We start from the raw sequence: 22572 nt of genomic DNA, 5'->3' as shown, positions 1-22572 counted from the left end.
AAATAAATGAATTAAGAAATTGATAGTTATAAATTAAACCACAAGGGCTAAAACAAATTATGGTAAAATATAAAAATTGAAATTATGTGTAATGCTTGGAATCATAGTCCTGACTGTACATGTGGATGGGGAGGAGAAGGACATAAAGGAAAAAAAACATTAAATTTAAATGATTCTTACTCAATATTAAGTGTCTCAAAATTTAAGTTTGAAAAGTCTAACCCAATCTCTTACACAAACCCAAATGCCCTTTGCCCAATTTGTAATAAAAAAGTCTTCTTTTTTAAAAGTGAAAATGGAGGGTGTGCATACTTTGATGAATTGGGCCCTCCCTGGACAAAACATCCTTGTATGGATCAAATCAAAATGAATTCAGTAAAAGTAAAATTTTACAATAATTTTAATCTAGACCCTAAGGTAAAGAAAAATCACTTTAATAGCTTAGTTAAAATTGAAAACATTTCCCTCCTTGAAAAATGGGAAACTATTCTAAATAATTATAAATTACTAACCTTTAGTAATTTGATAACTAGGGAGCAAATATTGTGTTTTGCGGAAATAGATGAGATTTTTCTTTTAAACTCAATATTTAACCTAAAAGAAATAGAAAAAAGTAAGGTAGAGATTGAATGTTTGAATATAGATGAAAATAATAATTTATCAAATTTTAAAGTCATAGGAAAAACACCTAAAAATCACTTTAGACTAGGAGAATTAGCGAGAAAATCATCCATGCCAATAGAAAAATTAATACGTATAATAAATAACAATTTTGGAATTACAATCTCTAGTGAAAATCCAGCCATTAAAGTCTCTGGTTTAATTGGAGAAAAAATATTATTGAAATTGTATAAACCTTGAATTCTAACAAGCTTAATTTCTACAGCTGAGGTTACAACCAATTTTAAAACTCTTTAAATACTCAATCTAGCACTGCCCTTCAAGAAAAAATAACTACTTATTAAACTTCCTAAAAGCAGCTACAAACTGATACAACAAATACGCATATAAGATTTTGAACAAGAAGTCAAAACCTTTGGTAACAGGATGAAACTTAGCATTCATGTTCTCACTGTTTAACGGCCTATACCCCTCTTCTATGTCTGATAAGAAAGTAAATGGTTTAATGAAGTAAGAATAATTTTGGTGAAGGAAGTCTAGACCAGCTTCATAAGCAAGACCAGTCTGTAGAGCCAAATCAAGGTTGATAATTCCGAACATTAAAACAATTAGGAACAAAATCCAAAAGAAAGCTTTCTGAGGCATTGTCCCATGTGCATTAGACCAATAATTAAGGTTAAGCACAACTTTATCAAACCAATTTAAGGATGAGTCCTTGACTTTAGCTCTAAACTCCAATTCCAAAGCCCTGTAAATTGTGGCATAATGCTTATTGTTCTGCCCGATCATTAATGCATTCATTTCCCTGCAGAAATCAATTTTGTCTTCAAAATCACCCCTCATCCTCCTTATCGTTTCCGGCTCAACCAATTTAAATGAGGGAGCAACCAGCCCCATTATAGATGAATTTTTGAACTCAATACTTTTAAAATGGTGCAAGAAGCTTGGATTTGTTTCGACACCCTCTAAAATAGCATTGTCAAGGATCAACCCACCTTCACCATATTCGCCCAAGTTAAAGTCTACGTTTTCTTTTACTTTGAAATAAAGGAAACGCAAGTTTCTAATGATACATGAAAAGACCAGAACATTGGAAAGACTAGTACCTATAATGGTTAGAGAATTGATTTCTAGGGAAGCGAGAGTAAAATTTGAAGTATCTTTAATCTCTATGCTCTTAATGAGCAAATCCTCATCAGTTCCGTTAAGATGCAGATTTGAAAAATTACAACTCAGAATATTCAGGTATCCATATTCAAAGACTCTCTTTTCCCCTAACCTAACCTTATGCTTACCAAACAAACTCAATTCTCCTCCAGAAACAGCGCTTAGCGTTAAAAATCCTGCTTCAGAATTCTCAAACTGGAGATTTTTAATTTTAGAGCTATAAATTGAAAAATCCTTGAAAACACATTCACTAACCATGATTCCTGGTTCGGTGAGTTTTTCAGCTTTAAAATCTATTTTTTTTACATTTCTAAGCTTTAAACCCCTCAAAGACAAACCCTTAAGATGCAACTCAATGTCAGTACAGTCTTTTATTAAGATGGAACCAAAAGAAGTCTGATTAGTGATTTGTATCGTTGAATCAGAGCAATTTCCAAATGAAAAGTTATTGGTTGAAGATTTGCAATTTCTGAATTCTACCATAAAATTCTTGAAAGATACCGCCTCCTGAATTCTAAACCGACAATCATTAAAAATTATATTGGGCTTTTCAACAGCTTGAGTATCTTCTTTTCTTCTGAAGATCGCGCCAAATTTACTTTTGTCAAATTCTATGGCGGTAAAAAAAATAGGCTTACTCAAGTCCAAGTTAACGTACTTGTCGTCTAATAAAACAAAAATGTTCCAGTTGACACTATTGTCATACTCATATCCCAACAAGGCTCCGAATTCATCTTCGATTCGCTTAAAAAAACGATTTGCCATACTAATAATTTCTTTAAAAAAAGGCTACAAAGGTCTAGTTTACAAATTCTTACAGTAGGTAATTTCTTTTTCCCAATCTAATTTGGTGAAATATTTGAAATGAAAAGGCAATTTTTGAAGTTCTACTCTTATCATTTCATTTTTGATTGAAGCTGTAGGAAGCCATATAGCATTTGGTAAGTCTCACCCAAATAACCCTATAAATAAGCTGGGGATAAGCTATACTTCCTCCCACTATCATCCCACTTGGCTCCCTATCATCTCCCTAGTCGCTCCCAAGTAAGGGTTGGGAGGAGCTAGGGCTCCAAGCGGACCATGGCAGGTAGATAACCTTGCTTTTAAAGCATTATCCTAAGGGGATAAAAAAGTCGCTTTAACTGTAATGATCTATTCATGTTCTCCCTTTACTAGCCTTGCATTTACAGTATTTCAGTCCAATTCTTTTCAGGTCTATCTTTTGGGTATCCAAATTCCGCTCTAAATTTCTTTCGCTCTGACGTAAAGTCCCACCAGTTCTTGGAGTAATCCTTGGTTTTAGCGAAATTGGTCTTCCACACAGGGATCAGTTTTATAACCAATATGTTTTTCATGTAGATCGGTTAATTCAGCACCATCCTTACCTAGCAAGTCATCGATGCTGTAAAAACCCATTGATATCAAGTCTTTGGCAAAATTAATCCCGATAGAGGGTACTTGTTGGAAATCGGCTAAAGCATGGATTTCCCTAGCTCTTGACTCAGAAACATTTAATAAAATTTCAATCTCATCAGCGGAAAAGTCCAAAATTTCCGAAAGCTTGACTTTGTTCTTCCTCATGCTTTCTTTCTCTTCTTTTGAAAGCTCTAGCTTGATATTGGCCCTACTTTTCATGATCCGAAAATATTATTTAGCCTGTTTGACATATGGAAGGTATACAAGTCAAATACTATTCACAAGAATAGTACATATGGAAACCAAATTTTGAGAAAAATCTAAATGAATGGAAATTAATCCTCTCTATCCAAAGACAAACCACCCCCTAAGTAAATCAACATCAGCCCTATTCTCCTTAGTGAGTAGAAATCCTGACAATTATTGTCAGCGGGATCTAAACCATAATGCCTTTCCTTAAGAATATAACGATATTGAAATTGAATCTTTAACCACAAAAATTATTTAAGATGCCTGTTTTCGTCGTCAACAGCCAAGCACAATCCAACGGAGATCATGAGGTACACAAAGAAGGATGTCCTTATTTCCCCCAGTTTTACAAATCCCTAGGTTGGCACGGTAACTGCAACACTGCAGTGGCCGAAGCAAAAAGAACTTTCAAACAGTCAAATGGATGCAAGTATTGCAGCCCTGCTTGTCATACTAGTTAAACTTTGAAAAGTTTACCGTAGTCAAGCTTTCCTTTAGCCAAGTCCAATAATTTACTCAAATTTGATTTGATTACTCCTGTCTTAGATAATTTGAAGGCTAGATTCACTTTCCAGTTTTTAATAAAGTATGCACGATTCATCTTCAAGATGATTCATCCTGATAACGATACAGGGCTATAGTTTGTACCATTGGGTCTTTATAAAATCTTGAACTTCCTCCGGTAAACTCGAAAATGTAAATTTACTTTCTTTACTATTTCTACCTCTCTCCTCAGGAGAACATTGCTTGGGTTGGATGTCTTCACCCGTTCCCTCAAAGAAATAATGTTTCTTTGGATTTCCTTCTTCAGTAACATGATGGGTCTCAGTTGTAAAATTCAAATGATAGGTTTTTCCATCATAATCCCACCTTGACATTCTAGTAGACTTATCAATTGATTTTAACGCTTCTGCTACTCTTATTGACTTTTCTAAATCCTTATCTCTATTGTAGAAATAAGTCCCTAGTTGTTCTTTCTCATCTTCCTCCATATAATCATTCTCATCTAAAATATCAGCTAGTGTTTTTCCTTGATACAATTTTTCATTGTAAAAGTCGATTAGTTCCTCTCCAGAAAGCACTAGCTGAATAATTGGCTTCTTTTGTATTGATAGATGAGTCAAATTCTGATTTTCTACTAGCCCTGAATCATGATTATTATCGGGAGTTTGTTGTGCCTTCTGCCCCATTAAATCAGCTTCTCTTTCCAAAACATGGTCATCATTAATAGCATCCCCACCTTTCATCTGCAAAGTAGGCTTCACCCTTCCCTGCTTCTGCTGCACCACATGCCATGCTTCATGTGGCAAATTCTTCTCCTGACCTGAAGCTAAGTGGATATCCGTACCCTGAGCAAAGGCATGTGCCTGGAGTTGCGAAGGTTGATCCGAATTATAATGGACTTTCACATCATCCAAGGAATAGCCAGAAAGGTTTTCAATCCCGGATTTGAGATCATCAGGCAAGCCGGTTTTGTTCGCTTTTCGCTGTAAGGAAGGTACCTGAGAAGATTTGTTTCCAGCCAGGCTCTGAAATTGAGCAGCTTGCTCTGACTGGAAACCTTTACTGTTGTTCGCCAACTCTTTTAATTCCCTTTGAGCTATAGCCTCGGGCCGGTTGTCAACAAACTGGAATGGTGATTTTGGGCGGACTTGGGACTTTGCATTTACCTGCGGACTTGGAGTTTCATTTACTTTTCCATTTTTCTCAGAATGTATATGCATAAAATCGGTTTTAAGTCAAAACCTTATCACAGAACTGAGCCCTAAAACTAGGTGGAACAGGAAAAGGTCGTGCGGTAAAGAATATAATGAAAATCAAAAGCTTAGCTCAATAAAAGAAAAATTTAGAAGATATGAAAGATTGAAACAAATCAAATTTGGGATTAAAAATCCTATTTGTTCCTCAAAATGAGAAAAACAACAATTGCTAAACTATTATTTTTAAGATCCGGGATTATTAAGGAAGTTAAGATTACCAACCCAAAAAGAAAGGGACAATTACTCTTCGAGTATCCTTTCATCGATTTGAATACAACGACATTCTATTAATTAGGCCTATTTCCATAGAAAAGCAATTTTCAATTGTCACGCTATCTTATTTAAACTACAGGATCAAAAATTTGAGAATTTATTCAACTCCTTTGTCCTGTTTCTAAATCGAACGATACTTTCAGCCAGAATCATTTAATACCACATTTCATCCGAATCACTTAATTCATCTTCATCTGTAGAATTCCATTTTTCAGCAACTTTGTCTACTACTCGGTCTGCACTTTTAACAGTCTTATAAAAAATCTTCATTACTTCAAATGGGTTTGAACGCAAAGCATTGCTGAGGATTTCGTATGTACTATCCAGTTTTTTTCTAAGATTCGGAATATCTACCTGCTTACTTTTTGAAAGTTTTGCATAGGTAAGCTCCATGCTTTGTTTTACTCCTGACTGAAATATCGGCAATAGTTCAACAAAATCAGATTCTTCAGTGGACTCTTCGCTATATGCATTATTTAGTGCAATGTGAATATTATCCTTATTATCGCCTAGCACTTTGAAAGTTGTATTTCGTAAATTGATCCGAAGATCATGATCAATTGCCTCTTCAGTGACTTCCCGATCTTGGATTAGCAATTCAAGAACTAAACTATCATATTCATTGGAAATAGCTGAATTTCGTTTAGGATTCCCCAAGAACTGCCCCCCTTCTCCTTCAATCTCTTGCTCCCACATATCAATATTTGGCTGTAAATCTCCACATAATTCGGTCGCATTATTTACCACTTCATTATCCTCTAGATAGAATCGCATTACATTGGCCATAGCATCTCGCCGAGTGGCTTGCGAATCCATGTGTCTGTAGGTATTCTGTTTTTGCATTTCACTTTTAGTCTTTCCTTTTTCAGAAGTACTGTAAGACAAATCCAGATATCGTTTGAGGTCATGTTCTCTTCCCAAATCAAGACCATCTTTTGTTATTTTGACTTCTGCTTTCAATTGAAAAGTATCCATGTTTTTCTGTTGAATTCTCTCCCCTTTTAAGTGCTTTACCGTCAATAAATCCGCTGCCTTTTTTAAAATAGCATTATCGTTGTTTTCGGGACCACCTTTCATCTGCAAAGTAGGCCTTACCCTTCCCTGCTTCTGTTGTACTACATGCCATGCTTCATGAGGCAAGTGCTTCTCTTGACCTGAAGCTAAATGGATATCTGTACCCTGAGCAAAGGCGTGTGCCTGAAGTTGTGAAGGTTGATCCGAATTATAATGGACTTTCACATCATCCAAGGAATAGCCAGAAAGGTTTTCAATCCCGGATTTGAGATCATCAGGCAAGCCGGTTTTGTTCGCTTTTCGCTGTAAGGAAGGTGCCTGAGAAGATTTGTTTCCAGCCAGGCTCTGAAATTGAGCAGCTTGCTCTGACCGGGAACCATTACTGTTATTCGCCAACTCTTTTAATTCCCTTTGAGCTATGGCCTCGGGCCTGTTGTCAACAAACTGATATGGGGAATTTGCACGAACTTGGTTCTTTGCATTTACTTGGGGACTGGAAGAGCCAATTACTCTTCCATTTTCTTTAGAAAGTGTACGCATAAAATTGAATTTTGCATCAGATCCTTTTCACTGAACTGAGCCCCAAAAATCAAGGTGTAACAGGAAAGGTCTAACAGTAAATAATACAATGAAAATCAAAAGCTTAGCTCAATAAAAGAAAAATTTAGAAGATTTAAAATCCATTTTGAGAATAAATACCCAAAGAGGTATCAAGGATTAAAACAGATAGCATTTAACTAATACCTTACTAGTCTCAGAAGAAAGAACTGTGGCAGGAAATTCAATATAGGAGAATAGGATTCAAGAATTAAAGAATGTGGAAGTTGGAAACTTAGAGATTCGGATTTATAAAAACTTAACCGAAGCATAACTTTGGAATAGGCAGTATAAGTATGGTTTTGAGGATATTTATTTTTTAAAACTTTGAATAAAATGATAAAAAATTTACTTAAACCATTATTTATCTTCCTGCTTTTTGGAGCTTATACAGCTCAGGCTCAGGTAGTTTTTATTAATGAAATCCACTATGACAATACAGGCACAGACTCTGGGGAGGCTATAGAAATAGCAGGACCGGCTGGAACTGATCTCAGTGGTTGGTCTTTGGTTCTTTACAATGGAGCAAATGGCAGTGTTTATTCCACCAATAATCTATCAGGATTAATCCCAGATTTGGGAGGGGGGTATGGAGTAGTATCGATTTCCTACCCGGTCAATGGGATCCAAAATGGTGCACCCGATGGAATTGCTTTAGTAGAAAATGGCTCTGTGATACAATTTTTGAGCTATGAAGGAACATTTACAGCAATTGGAGGACCGGCAGACGGAATGAATTCCGAGGACATTGGTGTCAGCGAAGGGTCTTCTACCCCTGTTGGTGTCTCACTTCAATTAACGGGGAATGGTAAGACTTATGCTGATTTTACCTGGAGTCCTGAATCAGCCCAAAGTTTCGGTTCTTTCAACAGCGGGCAGAATTTTACGGGAGAACCAACTCTATTCGTAAATGAAATTCATTATGACAATACTGGTTCTGATGTCAATGAAGGTATCGAGCTCGCTGGTACTGCGGGTCTAGACCTAAGTGGCTATTCACTTGTCCTTTACAATGGTAACGGTGGGGCGGTGTATTCCACAATCTCTCTTTCAGGTATTTTACCTGATCAAGACAATGGATTTGGCACTATTTTCTTTGCAACACCGGGACTTCAGAACGGCAGTCCTGATGGTTTTGCTCTTGTTGGCCCATCCCCAGAAAACGAAGTACTTCAGTTTTTAAGTTATGAGGGGAATTTCATTGCTGTAGGAGGACCTGCCGATGGCTTATCCAGTGAGGATATTGGTGAATCACAGCCAAGCTCGGCTCCTGTTGGTACTTCTCTACAATTACAGGGTACAGGAATGAAGTATTCAGATTTCATTTGGTCAGAATCCATTCCGAATACCTATAATCAAATCAATACAGGACAGAGTTTTGGAGGAGTAATTGTTGATCCAGAACCTGTATTGATACCCATTGCAGAAGCCCGTTTAAAACCGCAAGGAACCGAAGTATTGGTTCGTGGTATCATCACTGCTTCAGACCAATTTGGCGGTCCTGCATTTATACAAGATCAAAGCGGTGGAATTCCAGTTTTTGATAGCCAGCTTCATGGAGCAGGACTATATCAAATTGGGGATGAGGTTGAGATTTTAGCCTCTACCGGTTCTTTCAACCAACAGATTCAACTGGTAAATATTTCAGAGATTGAGCTACTGAGCAGTGGCAATACCATCAACCCTAAAGTTGTTACAATTTCTGAAATCGATTCAAGTCTGGAAGGACAACTTATTCAGATTCCGAATTCATCCTTTTTAATTCCACAAGGGCTATTTTTCCCAGAAAGTAATTATCAAATCATTGATGGTTCCGGTATTTTAGACCTTCGAATTGATGGCCAAGTATCTAGCCTTGTGGGAAGAGTCATTCCTCAGGCCCCACAATTAATCACCGGAGTATTAGGCAGCTTTAGAGGAACGCTACAGCTATTCCCTAGATTCATTGAGGATTTACCTGGAACAAGCGCTTATGAAGCGGCAGGTTCTTCCATTCCAAAAGACCAGACATTGGATGTCATGACTTGGAATATGGAGTTTTTCGGAGCTACTATATCCAATTTTGGTCCGAATGATGTCAGCCTACAGGCAAGCAATGCACTAAAGGTATTCCAGGAAACCCTGCCTGATATCATTGCAGTGCAGGAGGTCAGTGATGATGCGCTCTTGGCAAGTTTGGTTTCTCAATTGCCTGGATACGCTCTCATTTGCTCTGACCGCTTCTCCAGATCATTTGAAGGTCCGGATCCAACATTCCCTCCTCAAAAGCTCTGCTTGATTTACAATACAGCTGTGGTAGAAATCCAAAGTGAGCGTGCCTTGTTTGAACAAATCTATGACGAGGCCAGATTAGGGGGCAATTCATTATTGGACGACTATCCAACTGGTACACCTTCCTCCTTCTGGTCCAGTGGAAGATTGCCTTGGTTAGTGGAACTAATTGCCGATATCAATGGGGTGAAGGAAAAAATCAGCTTGATCAATATTCATGCGAAATCAGGTTCTTCCAATGAAGACTTGGCAAGAAGACGCTATGATAACCAAGTTTTGAAGGATAGCCTGGACACCTATTTCATGGATCAAAACATTATTCTTTTGGGAGATTACAATGATGATTTAGATGAATCCATAGGATCCGGCCCAAGCACTTATGAAGTAATCATCTCTGATCCTGAATTTGACGGTGTAACGATTTCACTTAGTGAAGCGGGTCTTAGATCCTTTATATTCAATGATAATGTGATCGATCACATCACCCTATCCAATGAACTTTATGATAATTACTTAGAAGGTTCTGAAGTATTGTTTATTCCATTCAACCTGATTGAAAACTACGCCAATACGACTTCTGATCACTTACCGGTTTCTGCCAGATTAGTCGCGGGTGATGCCTTGAGTTCTGATGCAGGTGAAGGAGGGGTTGTCTATTTAGGATATCCACCATTATCCCATATTACTTTAAGTGCGGAGACCGCAACCGGCGGAAATGGAACGTATACTTATACCTGGAGTGATGGACAGGTTGGACAGGAGATTGTGGTATCACCTACCGAAACGACTACCTACACGCTTACAGTAACCGATGAGGCTGGCAACGAGTTTACCGATACGGTCACTGTTTGTGTGGTGGATGTAAGAAGTGGCAGAAGTGCGAATCGAGTATCTATGTGCATAAGTTTAGGTAATTCCGGCAAATCCAGAACAATCAGCGTTCCTATCCAAGCAGTACCGGCCTTACTCAGAAGAGGTGCTACTTTGGGAGCTTGTGGAACCATCCCTTGTGATACAGAAGAAAATGAACCTGCTGAAGATCCAGATTTTGAATCTGCCAGAATCATTAAAGCTTATCCAAATCCTTTTGAATCAGAAGTTAGCATAACCTTGGATATTAAATTGGACATAACAGTTTCTTATATCCTGTTTGACCATCGAGGAAATGTGATTCAAAGTGGTACGAGTTCATTCGTTAATGGAAAATTAGAATTAGACTTTGAAGAATCAGAATTGAAGAGAGGATTGTATTACCTACATCTCAATCAAGGCTCAGAAACCAAAGTGGTCCGATTGGTGAAAAAATAAAATCAGGGTAATCCCAATTTATAGAAATAAAAAGGCTGTCTCAAAGTAGAGACAGCCTCTTTTTTTAGAAGAAATGATTCTGTTTACCCTCATGAATGATTCAACCTTTTCATCCAGTTCTTAAAGAACCTAATTTTTTCAGTAGAATTACTAATTTCCTGTTCTTGGATCGTATTTTTCTCCAACCAACCATACGATCTCACTACATTTCAAAATCAAAGATCCAGTAGCCGTATTCTAATTATTTTTAATATTTTTAGATTTTATTAAATCTATCAAATGATTACAACATTTCCTGTATTTTACAGATAAAAAAATGGATTTAGCATATAAAGACCTACAATCATACCAGATTTTAGATACAGAAAAGCAGGGAGTTTTTGATGAAATCACAGAAATGGCAGCTGAAATTTGCGATTGTGCTGTAAGTCTTATCGTACTGCTGGAACCGGAAAGACAGTGGTTTAAATCTGCTTTCGGGTTGGATGTTCGAGAAACTCCGATTAAATACTCAATTTGTAAAAAACTCAAAGAGGAAAATTTGAATTTTTTGGTAATTCCGGACTTAAAGGAAGATCCTGAATTAAAAAATCATCCTGCTTTGGAAGAATTTGGTGTTCAATTCTACGCAGGGTTTCCTTTGAAATCCGAATCAGGAAATACGATTGGGACATGTTGTGTTTTAGACTACAGCCCAAAGCACCTAGATGACTTCCAACTAAAGAACCTACGATTGCTTGCTAAGCAAGCAAATAATCTATTAGACATCCATAAATCCAACTATCAAATAAAAAAAGAAAAGCAGCAAATTGAAAAATGGCAAAAAAGAGTCTATGATATAGCAAAAATAGCCAAGGTTGGGGGTATTGTTCTGGACTATAATGATGAAACTGTCACAATCGGTGATCATACTAAAGACTTGCTACAGTTACCGCAAGATTTTGTATTCACATTCCCATCTTCCAAGAATCTTTCGAAAACCATATCAAACCCACTGGAAGAAATGGTATCCGAAGTAAAAGGTCAAATATCCTTAATAGGTCAAAAAGAAGGATCGATAAAATATTATTCCAAGCATAACAAACGAACATATAATCTAGACTATCTCGATTCCAACAATACTTTAATAATCGTATTTAAAGATATTACAATAACAAAGGAGCTTCAATCAGACCTCTTACTTTACCAATCTCTAATGAAAGAGATGGAAAAACAAAGTACCATTGGAGCATGGGAGGTAAACCTTGAGGAAAACAAAATATTTTGGACACAAAACACCTATCGAATATATGGACTTGATAACAGACATGAACTTAGTCTAGACTTTGTGAAAAGCTTCTATCCTAAAGAAAGCTATGATCAAATGGAAAGGGATTTTGAGGAATGCATAAATTCTGGAAAACCGTATGAAAACAACTATAGATTTCTATCAAATGATCATCAAAATAAATGGGTAAAAGTAATTGGAAACCCCATTAAGGTAGAAGGAAAAACCATAAAAATCATAGGAAGCATTCAAGATATCACTGAAGATATGAAGGTGAAGAATATGCTGGAGAGAAATAATTTTCTCCTTGAAAAAAGAACACAATTTTTAGAAGGGTTAGTAAATAACAATTCATTTTTCATTTTCAGGATGAGTACTGAAAAAGAAGTGATTTTTATCAATGAATATTATAAGCATTTCTTCGGCTTTGATGAAAGTTATGGATTTGGAAAAGCTGCTGACATTTCAGTAATAGACCAGCCCGGACTATTAGAGTCAGAAAAAATAGCCAAAAAAGCAATTGAAAATCCCGGGAAAATATTTAGATCGATCTTAAAGCAATACACCAAAAAAGGGGAAGAAAAATTTTGTGAATGGGATGTAGTCTTCATGGGTGAAAAAAGTTCAGAAGGTCTTTTGTGGATAGGTCATGACGTGACAGACAAAGTTTTTCAGCAAAATGAATTGAATAGGGTGCTTAGATTAACCTCTGTCTTGAATGCTAAACTGGTTGAGTTCAACAACATTACCTCCCACCTATTTAGAAGTCAAATAGCTAATTTAACAGGGCTTTATCAATTGATCGAACTCTCTGATTCTCAAAAAGAAAAACAAGGTTTCTTAGATTCATTTAAAATATGTCTGGATAAGGTAAATGAGGTGATTTCTGATTTAGATGCAATTACAAATCTAGAGTCGCCTGGCATATACGACATAGAGCCTATAAATCTGGACTATTTCATCAATGACATCATTAAAACTAATTTCCCTTATTTTAAATACAGCATCAACAATCTAAAAATATCCATCCCTGAGGATTTCTTAATCTTGACTACCAAAGATTATTTGAAACTTACTCTAAATCAGATTTTCTCGTTCATTCATAAAAACAGACAAAAAAACATTCCATTTCATATGGAAATAATTGCCTATCAAGAAAAGTCAATCAATGCTATTATTGAAATAAAGGTAAAACTGGACCGAGAACTAAAAGGAATAGAAACATATAATCTTAGTGATTTTCCTGAACTAGAATCATGGAAGCTCAGATCATCGGCTACCTTATTGGAATTGATTAAGGGTAGCATCCAGGTGATCAATACAACTAATTCAGGTACAAGTTTCAAAATTATTTTGCCTAATGCTTCCTAAGAAAATCATCGCAATAGACGACGACCCTATCTGTATTCTAATTACGAAAAAACTCCTGGAAAAAAGTGGGCTTATCGGGGAAGGAGTCAGTTTTAAGTCCTTCAATTCTCCCAGAGAAGGACTGACTCATTTAATTAACGAATTAAGCTTCAGTAATGGAGAGGTAATTCTTATTCTAGATATAAACATGCCAGAATTAAGTGGATTTGATATCCTCAATGAAATCAAGAGTGAATTTACTGATAATTTGCATGTCTTCATGCTTACCTCCTCAATATCAATGGCGCATAGAGAAATGGCCAATGAGTATAAATTGATAAAAGGCTATTTCAACAAACCCCTAAACAAAGAATCCATTGAGATTTTGAAAACCTATTTAAGCAAGTAATTCTGTTGAATTTTTTATTAAATAATCTTGTCTAAAACTAATTAAATCTTCTTAATAACCCGTTACAAAAGTAAATGTTGAAGCTGTTACTTTTGGTTGTATTCACGCCTTTCAAAATCAACAACAGATTAAATCCCTGAATTCAAGTGAATTCATTAAGGGTTTTACTTCAAAACTTCAACTCAAATTCTTCTCCATCCTTTGGGACAAAGACCCTCCCAGAAAGATTATTTTGCTTGATAAATTCCACTAAAAAATCTCGTCCCTCTTGACAGGGACTTATGGCTTCCAAATGAGTAAGCCAGATTAAAGATCCTGATGTAAAATCAGCTAATTCCTTGATATCTTGGGCATTCATAGTAACGGGCTTACCCATTTGAAATGTTGCTGCACCACCTGCTACTATCATATGCTTAGGTTTATAAAACTCAACAATACTGCCAACCTCCGGACACCAAATTGTGTCTCCAGCTATGTAAATAGAATTACTCCCTTGAGAAATCACCAATCCATAAACCGGTCCCATCAATTTTCCAATCTCCCCTTCCCCATGTCTTCCCATAGTGAGTTGTAAATTGATTCCATTTAGGTTTAATCCATCCCGTATTTCAATAACAGACCGAAAGCCGTAAGATTTTATGGTTTTTGTTAAAGTATAAGGACAAATGATTGTTTTATTTTTGTCAATCAAATCTATTGCTGCTTGATCAAAGTGATCAGGATGGAGATGGGATACGAATATCGCATTGATTTGATTTAACTTCCTTTTAAGCTCCTCTTTTGTAAAAGGCAAATCCACCAAGGGGTTGTCTCGCTTATCATCTGTCCATGGAAATGGACCAAAGGAGCCTTTTTCTCCTAACATAGGATCCACCAATAGCTTCCAATCTCCAATTGTCAATTCTAAAGTAGCATTTCGCCAAAGTTGTAATTTCATCTCATTTTTTATTTCTTCATCAAACCTATGAGACACTCAACCTTTTACCAAGAAGGTTACTTTTTGGTAATCTAGTTTTTCAAAAGAAACTATGAAGTACACTGAATTTGAGAATTGCGGATTAAAAAAATCACTGGATATGATTTCTGGAAAATGGAATCCTTTGATTTTGTATCACTTATTTCATCAAGGAAATTACCGTTTCAATGAACTTTGGCAAACAATACCCAAGGTTTCAAAAAAAGTACTTACAAAGCATCTTCGCCAATTGGAGGAAAACGGTTTAATACAACGGAAGGAAATTCAAGGGTTTCCTCCTAGAACTTCCTACAACCTATCCAATAAGGGCAAGAAATTGGGACCAATACTTAAAGATTTGGATAATTTTGGAAATTCCTAAAGTTCTTGTTCTCCCTTTTAATTCAGCACTTTCCTTGACATCCTTTTAAGGGTGACATAAATCAAAACCCCTTCTCCTACCTCCTCTAAATTAGCCACTACCCCCCTTTTCATTCCAAATCCTACTCTGTCCAACGCTCAAAAAATTATCACAAAAGCCAAGGCTATTGGATAAAAAAAGTAACACAATTAAAATCTGCAATCAGATAAGCTGTAAAAACATGTCGCCTCTTTACACAATCCTAGGAACTAGAATTGGATTTATAAATTAAATCTCTTCCAAAATACTTTCTCCAATACCCTTCTTCCCGGATAACCATTCCCATTTCTCATGAAGTCGTATTTTACCCGAATCAAGAAACTCTGGAGTTGACTGACATATTCCACTTGATAATTCCCCCTGATCATTCAGTTGATGGTACGTAAAAATCAAACTTCCTGTACTGGGATCCACCTTACCCAAAATATTTCCTTGTAGAAAACCCACTCCTGAATAAGTACAGGTTAGTATCTCCCCTTTCTGCATATAAACAAAAATCTGGTCTGAATCCAATTCTCCTGCACCGCTAGTCTGGACTATCTTAAATTTCCGTTGATTGTAATTCGTTTTCACCTAATTTACTAGCCAAAAGTTAAATAAAAGACATTGTCAGTTTAATGATAAAAAATCAATCTTAAAAATTGCTTTTCCTTGAACTTGCCAATTTGTCTATCTCCTCAAGCAAGGCAATCATTTTAATCCTGTTCTCCTTCTTGTAAATATCAAAACCAAGGGCAGCAAATTGTTTTTGAATTAAGGCCATAGCGTTGAATGGCGTAACTGTAATTTTATTAAAAGCGGCTTCCTCAGGAGTTAAAATATTATTGTACATATCCATCAAAACCACCCCCCTGTCTGATTTTTGCAAGATTTCAATTGAATTATTTATTACTTTATTCCAGTCCATTTTATTTACAGGTTAGGTTCGAAGATAATTATAAATTAAAATTCTGGATAATATTCAAGATTTAAATAAATATTAGATTTTATGATATCTATTTACTTTAACTTCGTCACACCCATTATAAACTTATTTTTTCCTTTATTCCCGGCCTAAAGCAACAAAGGCCGAAGTAGACTTTTTTCAGCCAATTAGATTCAAGCCTTATGAATAAAAATCTATGCCATCACCGCTAACATCTTCACAAAATGATTCGCAAAGATATCTTCTCCGGTGAATTCTAACTTTTCCAATGCCTCCTTTTGAGAAACACCCTTGGTAAAAATTCTCCAAGCCAAATCATCAGGGACAGTAATGACAGAAGAAGGTTGTCTTTTGCTAAATGGCAAAAGAACCCAGGAATTTTCGGTATTACTGAGCCACCAAGTAGCTTTAAACTCACCTTTGATCTCTATTTTTACTAATGATCGCACATCTAGATCCAAGGCAGAAAAATGATTTGGGAGGGCACGCATTGAAGTTTCCAAGTAAGGCATATAAAATTCTTCTGCTAGCAACCTTCTATCTGATTGGTCTATCGCCTCTAAAATCTGCTGGATATGATGCCATTTTTCCGTGTATTCCCTTGCTACATGAAACCAATTTAATGACTCTTCCTCCCCTGCCCAAGCTACACTGAAAACTGCCTTCTCAAATGGCTTCAATGATCTCAATAGCCCTCTATATTCCTTCCCTGAAGATTCCAAAAGGCTAATCAATACGCTTGGACTGAGGCGCTGCATCGCTTTAACCCAATCAGCATTCAATCGATTCAGGAAAGTCACCAAATCGGTGTAAGAATTAATATCACCCTGGTTTTCACCAAAATAGCCATCCCTAAGCATGGACAATGCTCGAAGGTTTCCGTCTAAAAGGTGGCATGCTAGCTGCTTGACAGTCCATGAACCCGCCCTGGTAGACGCTTCCCATTCCTCAGAATTAAGAACCCTCAATTTTTCCAACAAGAGGAGGTCCAACTTTTCAAATAAATGGATGGTTCGGATAGGAATGGAATGTTTCACAATACTTTGGCTAGAAACCCAAAAATCTCCTACCTGAAGCTTAAATCAAAATTAAAGCTTAAAAAAATCGACCAAAAAAGGGGTTTCCCCCTTTCTTCAAAATGGACATTCCATCAAGATATAATCCACTGCCTTTTGAGCTTTGGATGCTGCCTCAATCAGTAAACTCTTATCCTTCTTTAGCACAGTAATCCAGTTTTGAATATAGGCCGTATGATTAGAGATTAAGTCCTCATCCAGTATCCCGGTCATTCCCCCCAGGTACCCCGCTCCCATTTCAGCAATCAGTTCTTCCTTACTGTATGCTTCTGTTCCAAATTGGGTTGGTTCAGTAATTCCGCTTCTTCCAAGCCTGCTTTCATTTCCGGTTGCATGCACCAACTCATGAAATAGCACCGAATAATAACTTTCTGCCCGTTCGAACCTAGCCATTTCCGGAATCGTGATACAATCCTCCCCTACATGGTAATATGCCTCATTGCCTTGAATTCTAATTTTCGGCGGATGCAACATTTCATCAAATATTGCCTCGCATTGCTCAATTGGAGGAATACCTGCCTTACCTGTTTTAATGTCTTCAAACTCGATTCCTTCAATATCCGAGATACAAAAGACCTTGTATTCTTTCAGGTAAGAGGATTTCGTCACCAAATCCTTGGGATAGTATTGAATCAAGTCCTTAGGAATCCGCTCTCCTGTTTCCTTATGCCGATATACAAAATTCCAATAACAGATCGGGATGGATTTACTTCCTTTCTTCACCTTCCCTCCAAGCTCCTGAGCCTGCTTGAACGTCAGGTAATAGGGTGTACTATGCTCTTGTGATAAAAGAATCCAAAGATTGATTCCCCGATAGGGCTTCTTTGTCAGGTAATTACTCGGCAAACCCAAGTCTCCCCAAGGCTGCTTCCAGGGAATGATTCCTTTTTCCAGTTTCTCCAAAATCAAATCAGTGACCTCCTGATATAAGTCCTTTGTTGACTTCTTTGGGCTTCTCCATCCCTTGCTTTTGACTGAACTCTTCCCGTTTGAGATTAATCCATTTTCTTTTTTTGCTGTAGTCTTCATCTTTCTTTTCGTTTTAGGTTAGACATAAACTGATACAGCAATCCCCGCGGAAAGGAGGCACTAAGTGCAAGAGGAAACGGAATAAACCAGAGAAGGCAAGAGTGCTGGCTTTATGCCGTAGTCTCTTGCCTCGTGTGCATCCTCCCCGCTACCTTAGCTGAAGCAGGGAGTAGTAAAAATTAATGGTTTGGGGTATCCGTATTAAAGCAGGGAGATGAATAGTTTTAAACCAAGCTTAATTAATCACATTTTACTTAATCATTAAGCCCGTCAAAGCAGGGGTATCCATCATTCGATCCAACTCCTCCTCGATCAATTGCCCCACTTCAGACTTAATCCTTCTATAATTTTCTAAAACCTCCTCCCCTTTTAATTTCCGAACAGCCAGAATGGATTGATAGCCCTTTTCCTCCTTGGCCAAAGCCTGATGATTATTTTGAATTTCACAATGAAATGCTTTCAGCTCAATCCGCTGGGTAGGATCATCTGCTATAATCCCAACAAACTGACCGGATGAAAGCTGAGAAATCGTTGACGGTGGAACTGCCAACTCCAATTGGGTGGAATGACTGATGGAAGTATCACCTGAATTAATAGACAGACTTCTTCTGGCTTGATTGATTTTCCCGATACGATCTGACAACTGTTTGGCGGTATCTCCCAATACCTGACCGGAAATAATATTTCCCACGGTATTCATGATCACTTCAGCCTGCTCCCTTCCATAATCTTTCTTCAACTGACTGTAATCCTGTACCCCAAGAGTGGTCGCTACCTTATTGGATCTTGCCGTGGCAATCAAGGAATCAATTCCATTAAAATAGATGGTTGGGAACTCATCAAATATCAAGCTGGACTTCAAGCAGTTTTTCCGGTTAACCAATTTGGTGATGCGAGAAATATATAAGGAAAGCACCGCCCCATAAACCTGCTGTTTTTGAGGGTTGTTTCCCATACAAATGATTTTGGGTTCTGTTGGATTATTCAAATCCAACGTAAATTCACTTTGGCTGAGCACATAGTAAAGCTGAGGAGATGCAAGGCGGGCCATGGTAATCTTGGCACTGGCAATCTGTCCTTCCAACTGCTCGGCAGCCCCATGCAAATAGGCTGACACAAACGGATTGATCAATACTTCAATTTCTGGTTCAGTGCGTAAAACCGAAAACAGTTTGGGGTATTCTACCTGCATCAGTTCGATCACGTGTGGAAGCGTACAAAATTTCCCACCTCGATATTTCTTTAAAAACCAGATTACGGCTGTCACAAAGTTGATAGGTGACTCCACAAAGAAATCTCCCTGCTTTTTAATCCACTCTCGGTTTAAGCCCAGCATGATGGTTCTCGAAGATTCGGAAGCATCCGTAATATCCGTCATTGTACTTGGCTCCAAAGGATTACAGCGATGACTAGTCTCCAGATTATCAAAATTGATGGTGTAGAATTGGGGCTCTATTGGATAAACATGACGGTACTTCAGCAGATTATTATAAGCGATTCTGGAGAGGTCATCATATTTGAAATCATAGACAAACATGGAAAAGCCCTTGCTCAGGTGTTGGGTAATGATATGTCGGATAACGAAATAAGATTTACCTGCACCCGGAGTACCCACAACCAATATGGCCCGAAAGGGATTAATAATATTCAACCAACCATTCATCACCTTCTTTTTCAACTGAAAGCGAGTAGGGAGATTGACTGAAAATTCATTCTCCAAAAGCCGTTGTTCCTGAGGGAAGGTTTCTTGTAGGTGGTTAAACACATCAGGAGAAAATCCATCCCGGATAACCCTTGACAGCTTCCCTCCCATCATCAGAATACCTATCCAAGATCCCCAAAGAATAGCCAGGTAAACCTCCCTACCCCAATTCCAATATTCCACTGCAAAACCTACCGAGCCATACAAGCCATTCCAAACTAAAAACCAAAAAACAATCACATACCATTTTAGATCCGGGTTCTTTTTCCCCTTAGCCCCCAATAGGGAAATCCAAAGTAAAATCACTGCGATTCCTTTAATCCTAAAACCCTCCTCAAACAAACCCGTTTTTCCGAGCTGAATCAATAAAAAATCGATCCACTCATGCGTTAGCCCCCAATTAATCAATTTAGTATAGGCTATCATATAGGTATGAATTCCCATCAAAGCTATGGAGCCAAGTCTGGTGAAATCCAGTATTTTTTTCAGGCCTTCCTGATTCTCTCCCGTGTTCATGATTCGCTGGAATGATCTTTTTTCTTCTTGCGTTTTTTCCTTTCCCTTCGCACAGGTCCCTGGTAGGGCGAATCCGATAAGACCAATGAAAAATCAGGAATCGGGTCAATCTCCAAATCCTTAAAGGTTTGCCTCACCCAGTCCTTATTTACCTTGGCTCCAAATTTTGAAGCCTCCCCTTTCGAAAGGGGTTTTGCAGAAGAAAGAGGAACCAAACCAAAGCGACGGGAAAGGTCATTGGCACCAAATTCTTTCCCCAAATCAGATCCCTTGACCCCCACCCGATGAAGATGATCTACATAGCTAGTCCCATAGATTTGCCCGGTATCTGTATAATTTAAGACTAGAAGAATCCCTGACTTTTTTAAACTATCCTGAAAACCCTTCAGGCTATTGCTCTTTCCAAGAATCTCAACTACCCGGTCTTTAACCAAAGGGCACAGCTCCTTTTTCTTTTCTAAATCCCGGGCAAATCTGAATTTTAGCTTCTTAAGGGTTGGCTTAAGATAGAAGCTGCTTGCCTTGATCGGCACCCCTTTGCGCTTGCCCTGTTTATCCAAGAGATGAAAGACTAAGCCTCCCTTTCGGTAGCGCTCTGAATCCTTTTCTCCCCGATAGGCGCAAACTCCAAAACCTGATAAAATAGCATTGAATTCTCCCAGCGATGAGAAAGTGTAATTGTTCCAGACATGATTAAGAACTGTCTGAATACTGGACTTGGTGGTCTCCTGACCGTAGACTAACTTGCCCAGTTCCTGAATACTGGGCCCTATTCTTTTTTGCTTTTCTGCCGGTACCAAAGCAAATTCCTGCTCAATTTCCTTTCTGGCTTTTTCAGATTGATTCTTCCCAAGATTATGGGTCTCAATTCGTTTACCTTCCCGATCAATATTGACTGTCACCAGATGAAGATGGGGATGGCCTGCATCAAAATGCTGATAAACCAGACAAGGCTGATTTCCAAATCCAATTTTATTCAGATACTTCCTACTGATCTCCTCCAAGACTTCATCCTTAAGATTTTCACCGGGAGCAAAATTCAGAGAAATGTGAACCGCATTGGTTTTTGTTCTTCGGTTTAGAGATGTCAGGGATTGAAACCGCTGGGTCAACTGATGAGTGGAAAGGTTCTCCGCTCCCCTGGAAAATCCCAGATGAGAAATCAGTTTGGCAGAAGACTCCCTACGCTTGGATTCATTGTATCGAATCAGTCCGTAAACAGACTTTCCTGTGCTTATTCGGACAACCATTTGACCTGAAGTTTACCTAAGATATCCTCCATTTTTTTCAACTCTATTTCCAGACTCTTCCGAAAATCCAGTAGCTTTTTGGCCAATAAAAATTTTTGAATAGAACTGGAATTTCCATGAAATGCTTTCACAACCTGGTTCAGATTCACCCCTATTTTCTTCAATTCAGATTCCACCGAAATCAGCCTTTCCATGATGTTGGAAAGTCCTCTTTCCTGAACCTGAATTCTAATGGGCTGACCTTGCAAAATTCTTCGAATCAACTCACTCATTGACAGGCTGGGATCCCTATCAAGAATTGCTTTCAATTCCTGAAATCTTGATTCGCTTATCCTTCCTTCCACTCTTCGTGGAAAGCCTTTATTTTTTGTATTTCTACTGTTTCCTTTCATGCTGGTTTTCAATTATGGTAATTCTCCAATGCGACTTCGGAGCAGACCCAAAGGGGATTGGTGTAGACAATCCTACATCTTGCTTACTGCACCACAGCGCAGTAATTCCCCTTGCAGGGCTTTAAAGCAGATCTTGTAAGGAATTTAAAGAAGACCCTTTCAAGGTTTATCAAAAAAGCGCGGCTAATCGAAATCAAACCTTTCGAATTGGTCAAAACCTTGCCTTCATTCATCCTAATTTTCAAGATTCCAAAGCCAATCCGAAGCAGCAGCTTTCCAGTCTCTGAGTGGCAAACCCGATTCAGTCCTCCAGCCCAAGGCCTGGTAGTAATAATAGAAAACCTCACCTTCTTCCAAGGGAAAATCCGAGCGGATAAAAAAGCGATTAACCTCTTCTAAACTAGGGCCTGAATAGATGCCCCGTAATGGTTCAGATACATCATGTTTCATGGTATTTGATAATTAGTGAGGGTATAAACTTCTGAACAGAAAGGAGGCAATCTTCACTAGTATCTAATGACTCAGGACTTTTACCTAAAAAACTATACGCATATACCCCCACTCCCCTTGAACTGGTGAAAATCAATAAAAAACATCCCCTTAA

At 37.9% G+C, this 22572-nt stretch carries 19 protein-coding genes; 6 read left to right on the top strand and 13 right to left on the bottom strand.

The genetic code is table 11. The features are described from left to right. Positions 1 to 84 precede the first annotated feature (84 nt). Positions 85 to 861 (top strand): hypothetical protein, encoded by a 777-nt coding sequence (locus CDH51_RS18805; protein WP_100630108.1) that lies wholly within the window; start codon positions 85 to 87, stop codon positions 859 to 861. A gap of 93 nt (positions 862 to 954) precedes the next feature. On the opposite strand, the gene CDH51_RS18800 is transcribed toward CDH51_RS18805, so the two are convergent. Further along, positions 955 to 2553, bottom strand: coding sequence for a hypothetical protein (locus CDH51_RS18800; protein ID WP_100630106.1), 1599 nt, complete (start codon positions 2551 to 2553; stop codon positions 955 to 957). 534 nt (positions 2554 to 3087) lie between these two features. Continuing rightward, the gene (locus CDH51_RS18795) at positions 3088 to 3423 is read right to left on the bottom strand and encodes a helix-hairpin-helix domain-containing protein (RefSeq protein ID WP_198514355.1); all 336 of its coding nucleotides are present in this window, start codon (positions 3421 to 3423) and stop codon (positions 3088 to 3090) included. 290 nt (positions 3424 to 3713) lie between these two features. Here CDH51_RS18795 and CDH51_RS18790 point away from each other — a divergent pair, with 290 nt between their 5' ends. Continuing rightward, positions 3714 to 3914 (top strand): hypothetical protein, encoded by a 201-nt coding sequence (locus tag CDH51_RS18790; RefSeq protein ID WP_100630104.1) that lies wholly within the window; start codon positions 3714 to 3716, stop codon positions 3912 to 3914. A 174-nt stretch (positions 3915 to 4088) separates the two neighbouring features. Here CDH51_RS18790 and CDH51_RS18785 read toward each other — a convergent pair whose 3' ends face one another. Further along, on the bottom strand, positions 4089 to 5177 hold the full coding sequence (locus tag CDH51_RS18785) for an eCIS core domain-containing protein (protein WP_100630102.1): 1089 nt from the start codon (positions 5175 to 5177) through the stop codon (positions 4089 to 4091). 462 nt (positions 5178 to 5639) lie between these two features. After that, positions 5640 to 7040: an eCIS core domain-containing protein gene (locus CDH51_RS18780; protein ID WP_100630100.1), complete on the bottom strand. Its 1401-nt coding sequence runs from the start codon at positions 7038 to 7040 to the stop codon at positions 5640 to 5642. 393 nt (positions 7041 to 7433) lie between these two features. Between CDH51_RS18780 and CDH51_RS18775 the strand changes: the two genes are divergently transcribed. The 3 genes from CDH51_RS18775 (at position 7434) to CDH51_RS18765 (ending at position 13702) form a co-directional block, all read left to right on the top strand. Continuing rightward, complete coding sequence (locus CDH51_RS18775; RefSeq protein WP_100630098.1) at positions 7434 to 10676, top strand: DUF5689 domain-containing protein; 3243 nt, start codon at positions 7434 to 7436, stop codon at positions 10674 to 10676. A 316-nt stretch (positions 10677 to 10992) separates the two neighbouring features. After that, positions 10993 to 13314 carry a PAS domain S-box protein gene (locus tag CDH51_RS18770; RefSeq protein ID WP_100630096.1) on the top strand — a complete coding sequence of 774 codons (2322 nt, stop codon included), beginning with the start codon at positions 10993 to 10995 and terminating at the stop codon, positions 13312 to 13314. Beyond that, positions 13304 to 13702, top strand: coding sequence for a response regulator (locus CDH51_RS18765; RefSeq protein WP_100630095.1), 399 nt, complete (start codon positions 13304 to 13306; stop codon positions 13700 to 13702). Before CDH51_RS18770 ends, CDH51_RS18765 begins: the two co-directional genes overlap by 11 nt. Positions 13703 to 13871: 169 nt before the next feature. Here CDH51_RS18765 and CDH51_RS18760 read toward each other — a convergent pair whose 3' ends face one another. After that, positions 13872 to 14639: an MBL fold metallo-hydrolase gene (locus CDH51_RS18760; RefSeq protein ID WP_100630093.1), complete on the bottom strand. Its 768-nt coding sequence runs from the start codon at positions 14637 to 14639 to the stop codon at positions 13872 to 13874. A gap of 91 nt (positions 14640 to 14730) precedes the next feature. On the opposite strand from CDH51_RS18760, the gene CDH51_RS20465 reads away from it, so the two are divergent. Further along, on the top strand, positions 14731 to 15039 hold the full coding sequence (locus CDH51_RS20465) for a winged helix-turn-helix transcriptional regulator (RefSeq protein ID WP_100630092.1): 309 nt from the start codon (positions 14731 to 14733) through the stop codon (positions 15037 to 15039). Between the two features lie 267 nt (positions 15040 to 15306). Here the strand turns inward: CDH51_RS20465 and CDH51_RS18750 are convergent, their stop codons facing one another. From CDH51_RS18750 to CDH51_RS18715, 8 genes are all read right to left on the bottom strand, one after another. Next, the gene (locus tag CDH51_RS18750; RefSeq protein ID WP_100630090.1) at positions 15307 to 15651 is read right to left on the bottom strand and encodes a n-acetylglutamate synthase; all 345 of its coding nucleotides are present in this window, start codon (positions 15649 to 15651) and stop codon (positions 15307 to 15309) included. Between the two features lie 61 nt (positions 15652 to 15712). Beyond that, on the bottom strand, positions 15713 to 15985 hold the full coding sequence (locus CDH51_RS18745) for a hypothetical protein (protein ID WP_100630088.1): 273 nt from the start codon (positions 15983 to 15985) through the stop codon (positions 15713 to 15715). 212 nt (positions 15986 to 16197) lie between these two features. Beyond that, positions 16198 to 17040, bottom strand: coding sequence for a maleylpyruvate isomerase N-terminal domain-containing protein (locus CDH51_RS18740; RefSeq protein WP_100630086.1), 843 nt, complete (start codon positions 17038 to 17040; stop codon positions 16198 to 16200). Positions 17041 to 17136: 96 nt separating this feature from the next. Then, complete coding sequence (locus CDH51_RS18735; RefSeq protein ID WP_100630084.1) at positions 17137 to 18108, bottom strand: ArdC family protein; 972 nt, start codon at positions 18106 to 18108, stop codon at positions 17137 to 17139. Between the two features lie 250 nt (positions 18109 to 18358). Next, entirely contained in the window at positions 18359 to 20326 is a 1968-nt protein-coding gene (gene mobC / locus CDH51_RS18730) for a conjugal transfer protein MobC (RefSeq protein ID WP_100630082.1), read from the bottom strand. Beyond that, positions 20323 to 21576, bottom strand: coding sequence for a relaxase/mobilization nuclease domain-containing protein (locus tag CDH51_RS18725; protein WP_100630081.1), 1254 nt, complete (start codon positions 21574 to 21576; stop codon positions 20323 to 20325). The genes mobC and CDH51_RS18725 overlap by 4 nt, the downstream gene beginning before the upstream one ends. Further along, complete coding sequence (locus CDH51_RS18720) at positions 21561 to 21968, bottom strand: plasmid mobilization protein (RefSeq protein ID WP_100630079.1); 408 nt, start codon at positions 21966 to 21968, stop codon at positions 21561 to 21563. Before CDH51_RS18720 ends, CDH51_RS18725 begins: the two co-directional genes overlap by 16 nt. Positions 21969 to 22202: 234 nt before the next feature. Further along, on the bottom strand, positions 22203 to 22418 hold the full coding sequence (locus CDH51_RS18715) for a hypothetical protein (RefSeq protein WP_100630078.1): 216 nt from the start codon (positions 22416 to 22418) through the stop codon (positions 22203 to 22205). Positions 22419 to 22572: the final 154 nt, after the last annotated feature.

This window comes from Algoriphagus formosus (genome assembly GCF_002807035.1).
GTDB classification, from domain to species: domain Bacteria; phylum Bacteroidota; class Bacteroidia; order Cytophagales; family Cyclobacteriaceae; genus Algoriphagus; species Algoriphagus formosus.
The sequence above is the reverse complement of the archived record's forward strand: the minus strand, read 5'-3'. Positions and strand labels throughout refer to the sequence as shown.

What these genes read in the sequence shown, in the direction of transcription:
- CDH51_RS18745 (WP_100630088.1), bottom strand. Translation starts at nt 15,985, where the DNA reads ATGGACTGGAATAAAGTAATAAATAATTCAATTGAAATCTTGCAAAAA.
- CDH51_RS18725 (WP_100630081.1), bottom strand. Translation starts at nt 21,576, where the DNA reads ATGGTTGTCCGAATAAGCACAGGAAAGTCTGTTTACGGACTGATTCGA.
- CDH51_RS18760 (WP_100630093.1), bottom strand. Translation starts at nt 14,639, where the DNA reads ATGAAATTACAACTTTGGCGAAATGCTACTTTAGAATTGACAATTGGA.
- CDH51_RS18795 (WP_198514355.1), bottom strand. Translation starts at nt 3,423, where the DNA reads ATGAAAAGTAGGGCCAATATCAAGCTAGAGCTTTCAAAAGAAGAGAAA.
- CDH51_RS18715 (WP_100630078.1), bottom strand. Translation starts at nt 22,418, where the DNA reads ATGAAACATGATGTATCTGAACCATTACGGGGCATCTATTCAGGCCCT.
- CDH51_RS18770 (WP_100630096.1), top strand. Translation starts at nt 10,993, where the DNA reads ATGGATTTAGCATATAAAGACCTACAATCATACCAGATTTTAGATACA.
- CDH51_RS18720 (WP_100630079.1), bottom strand. Translation starts at nt 21,968, where the DNA reads ATGAAAGGAAACAGTAGAAATACAAAAAATAAAGGCTTTCCACGAAGA.
- CDH51_RS18775 (WP_100630098.1), top strand. Translation starts at nt 7,434, where the DNA reads ATGATAAAAAATTTACTTAAACCATTATTTATCTTCCTGCTTTTTGGA.
- CDH51_RS18735 (WP_100630084.1), bottom strand. Translation starts at nt 18,108, where the DNA reads ATGAAGACTACAGCAAAAAAAGAAAATGGATTAATCTCAAACGGGAAG.
- CDH51_RS18780 (WP_100630100.1), bottom strand. Translation starts at nt 7,040, where the DNA reads ATGCGTACACTTTCTAAAGAAAATGGAAGAGTAATTGGCTCTTCCAGT.
- CDH51_RS20465 (WP_100630092.1), top strand. Translation starts at nt 14,731, where the DNA reads ATGAAGTACACTGAATTTGAGAATTGCGGATTAAAAAAATCACTGGAT.
- CDH51_RS18800 (WP_100630106.1), bottom strand. Translation starts at nt 2,553, where the DNA reads ATGGCAAATCGTTTTTTTAAGCGAATCGAAGATGAATTCGGAGCCTTG.
- mobC (WP_100630082.1), bottom strand. Translation starts at nt 20,326, where the DNA reads ATGAACACGGGAGAGAATCAGGAAGGCCTGAAAAAAATACTGGATTTC.
- CDH51_RS18785 (WP_100630102.1), bottom strand. Translation starts at nt 5,177, where the DNA reads ATGCATATACATTCTGAGAAAAATGGAAAAGTAAATGAAACTCCAAGT.
- CDH51_RS18765 (WP_100630095.1), top strand. Translation starts at nt 13,304, where the DNA reads ATGCTTCCTAAGAAAATCATCGCAATAGACGACGACCCTATCTGTATT.
- CDH51_RS18790 (WP_100630104.1), top strand. Translation starts at nt 3,714, where the DNA reads ATGCCTGTTTTCGTCGTCAACAGCCAAGCACAATCCAACGGAGATCAT.
- CDH51_RS18805 (WP_100630108.1), top strand. Translation starts at nt 85, where the DNA reads ATGTGTAATGCTTGGAATCATAGTCCTGACTGTACATGTGGATGGGGA.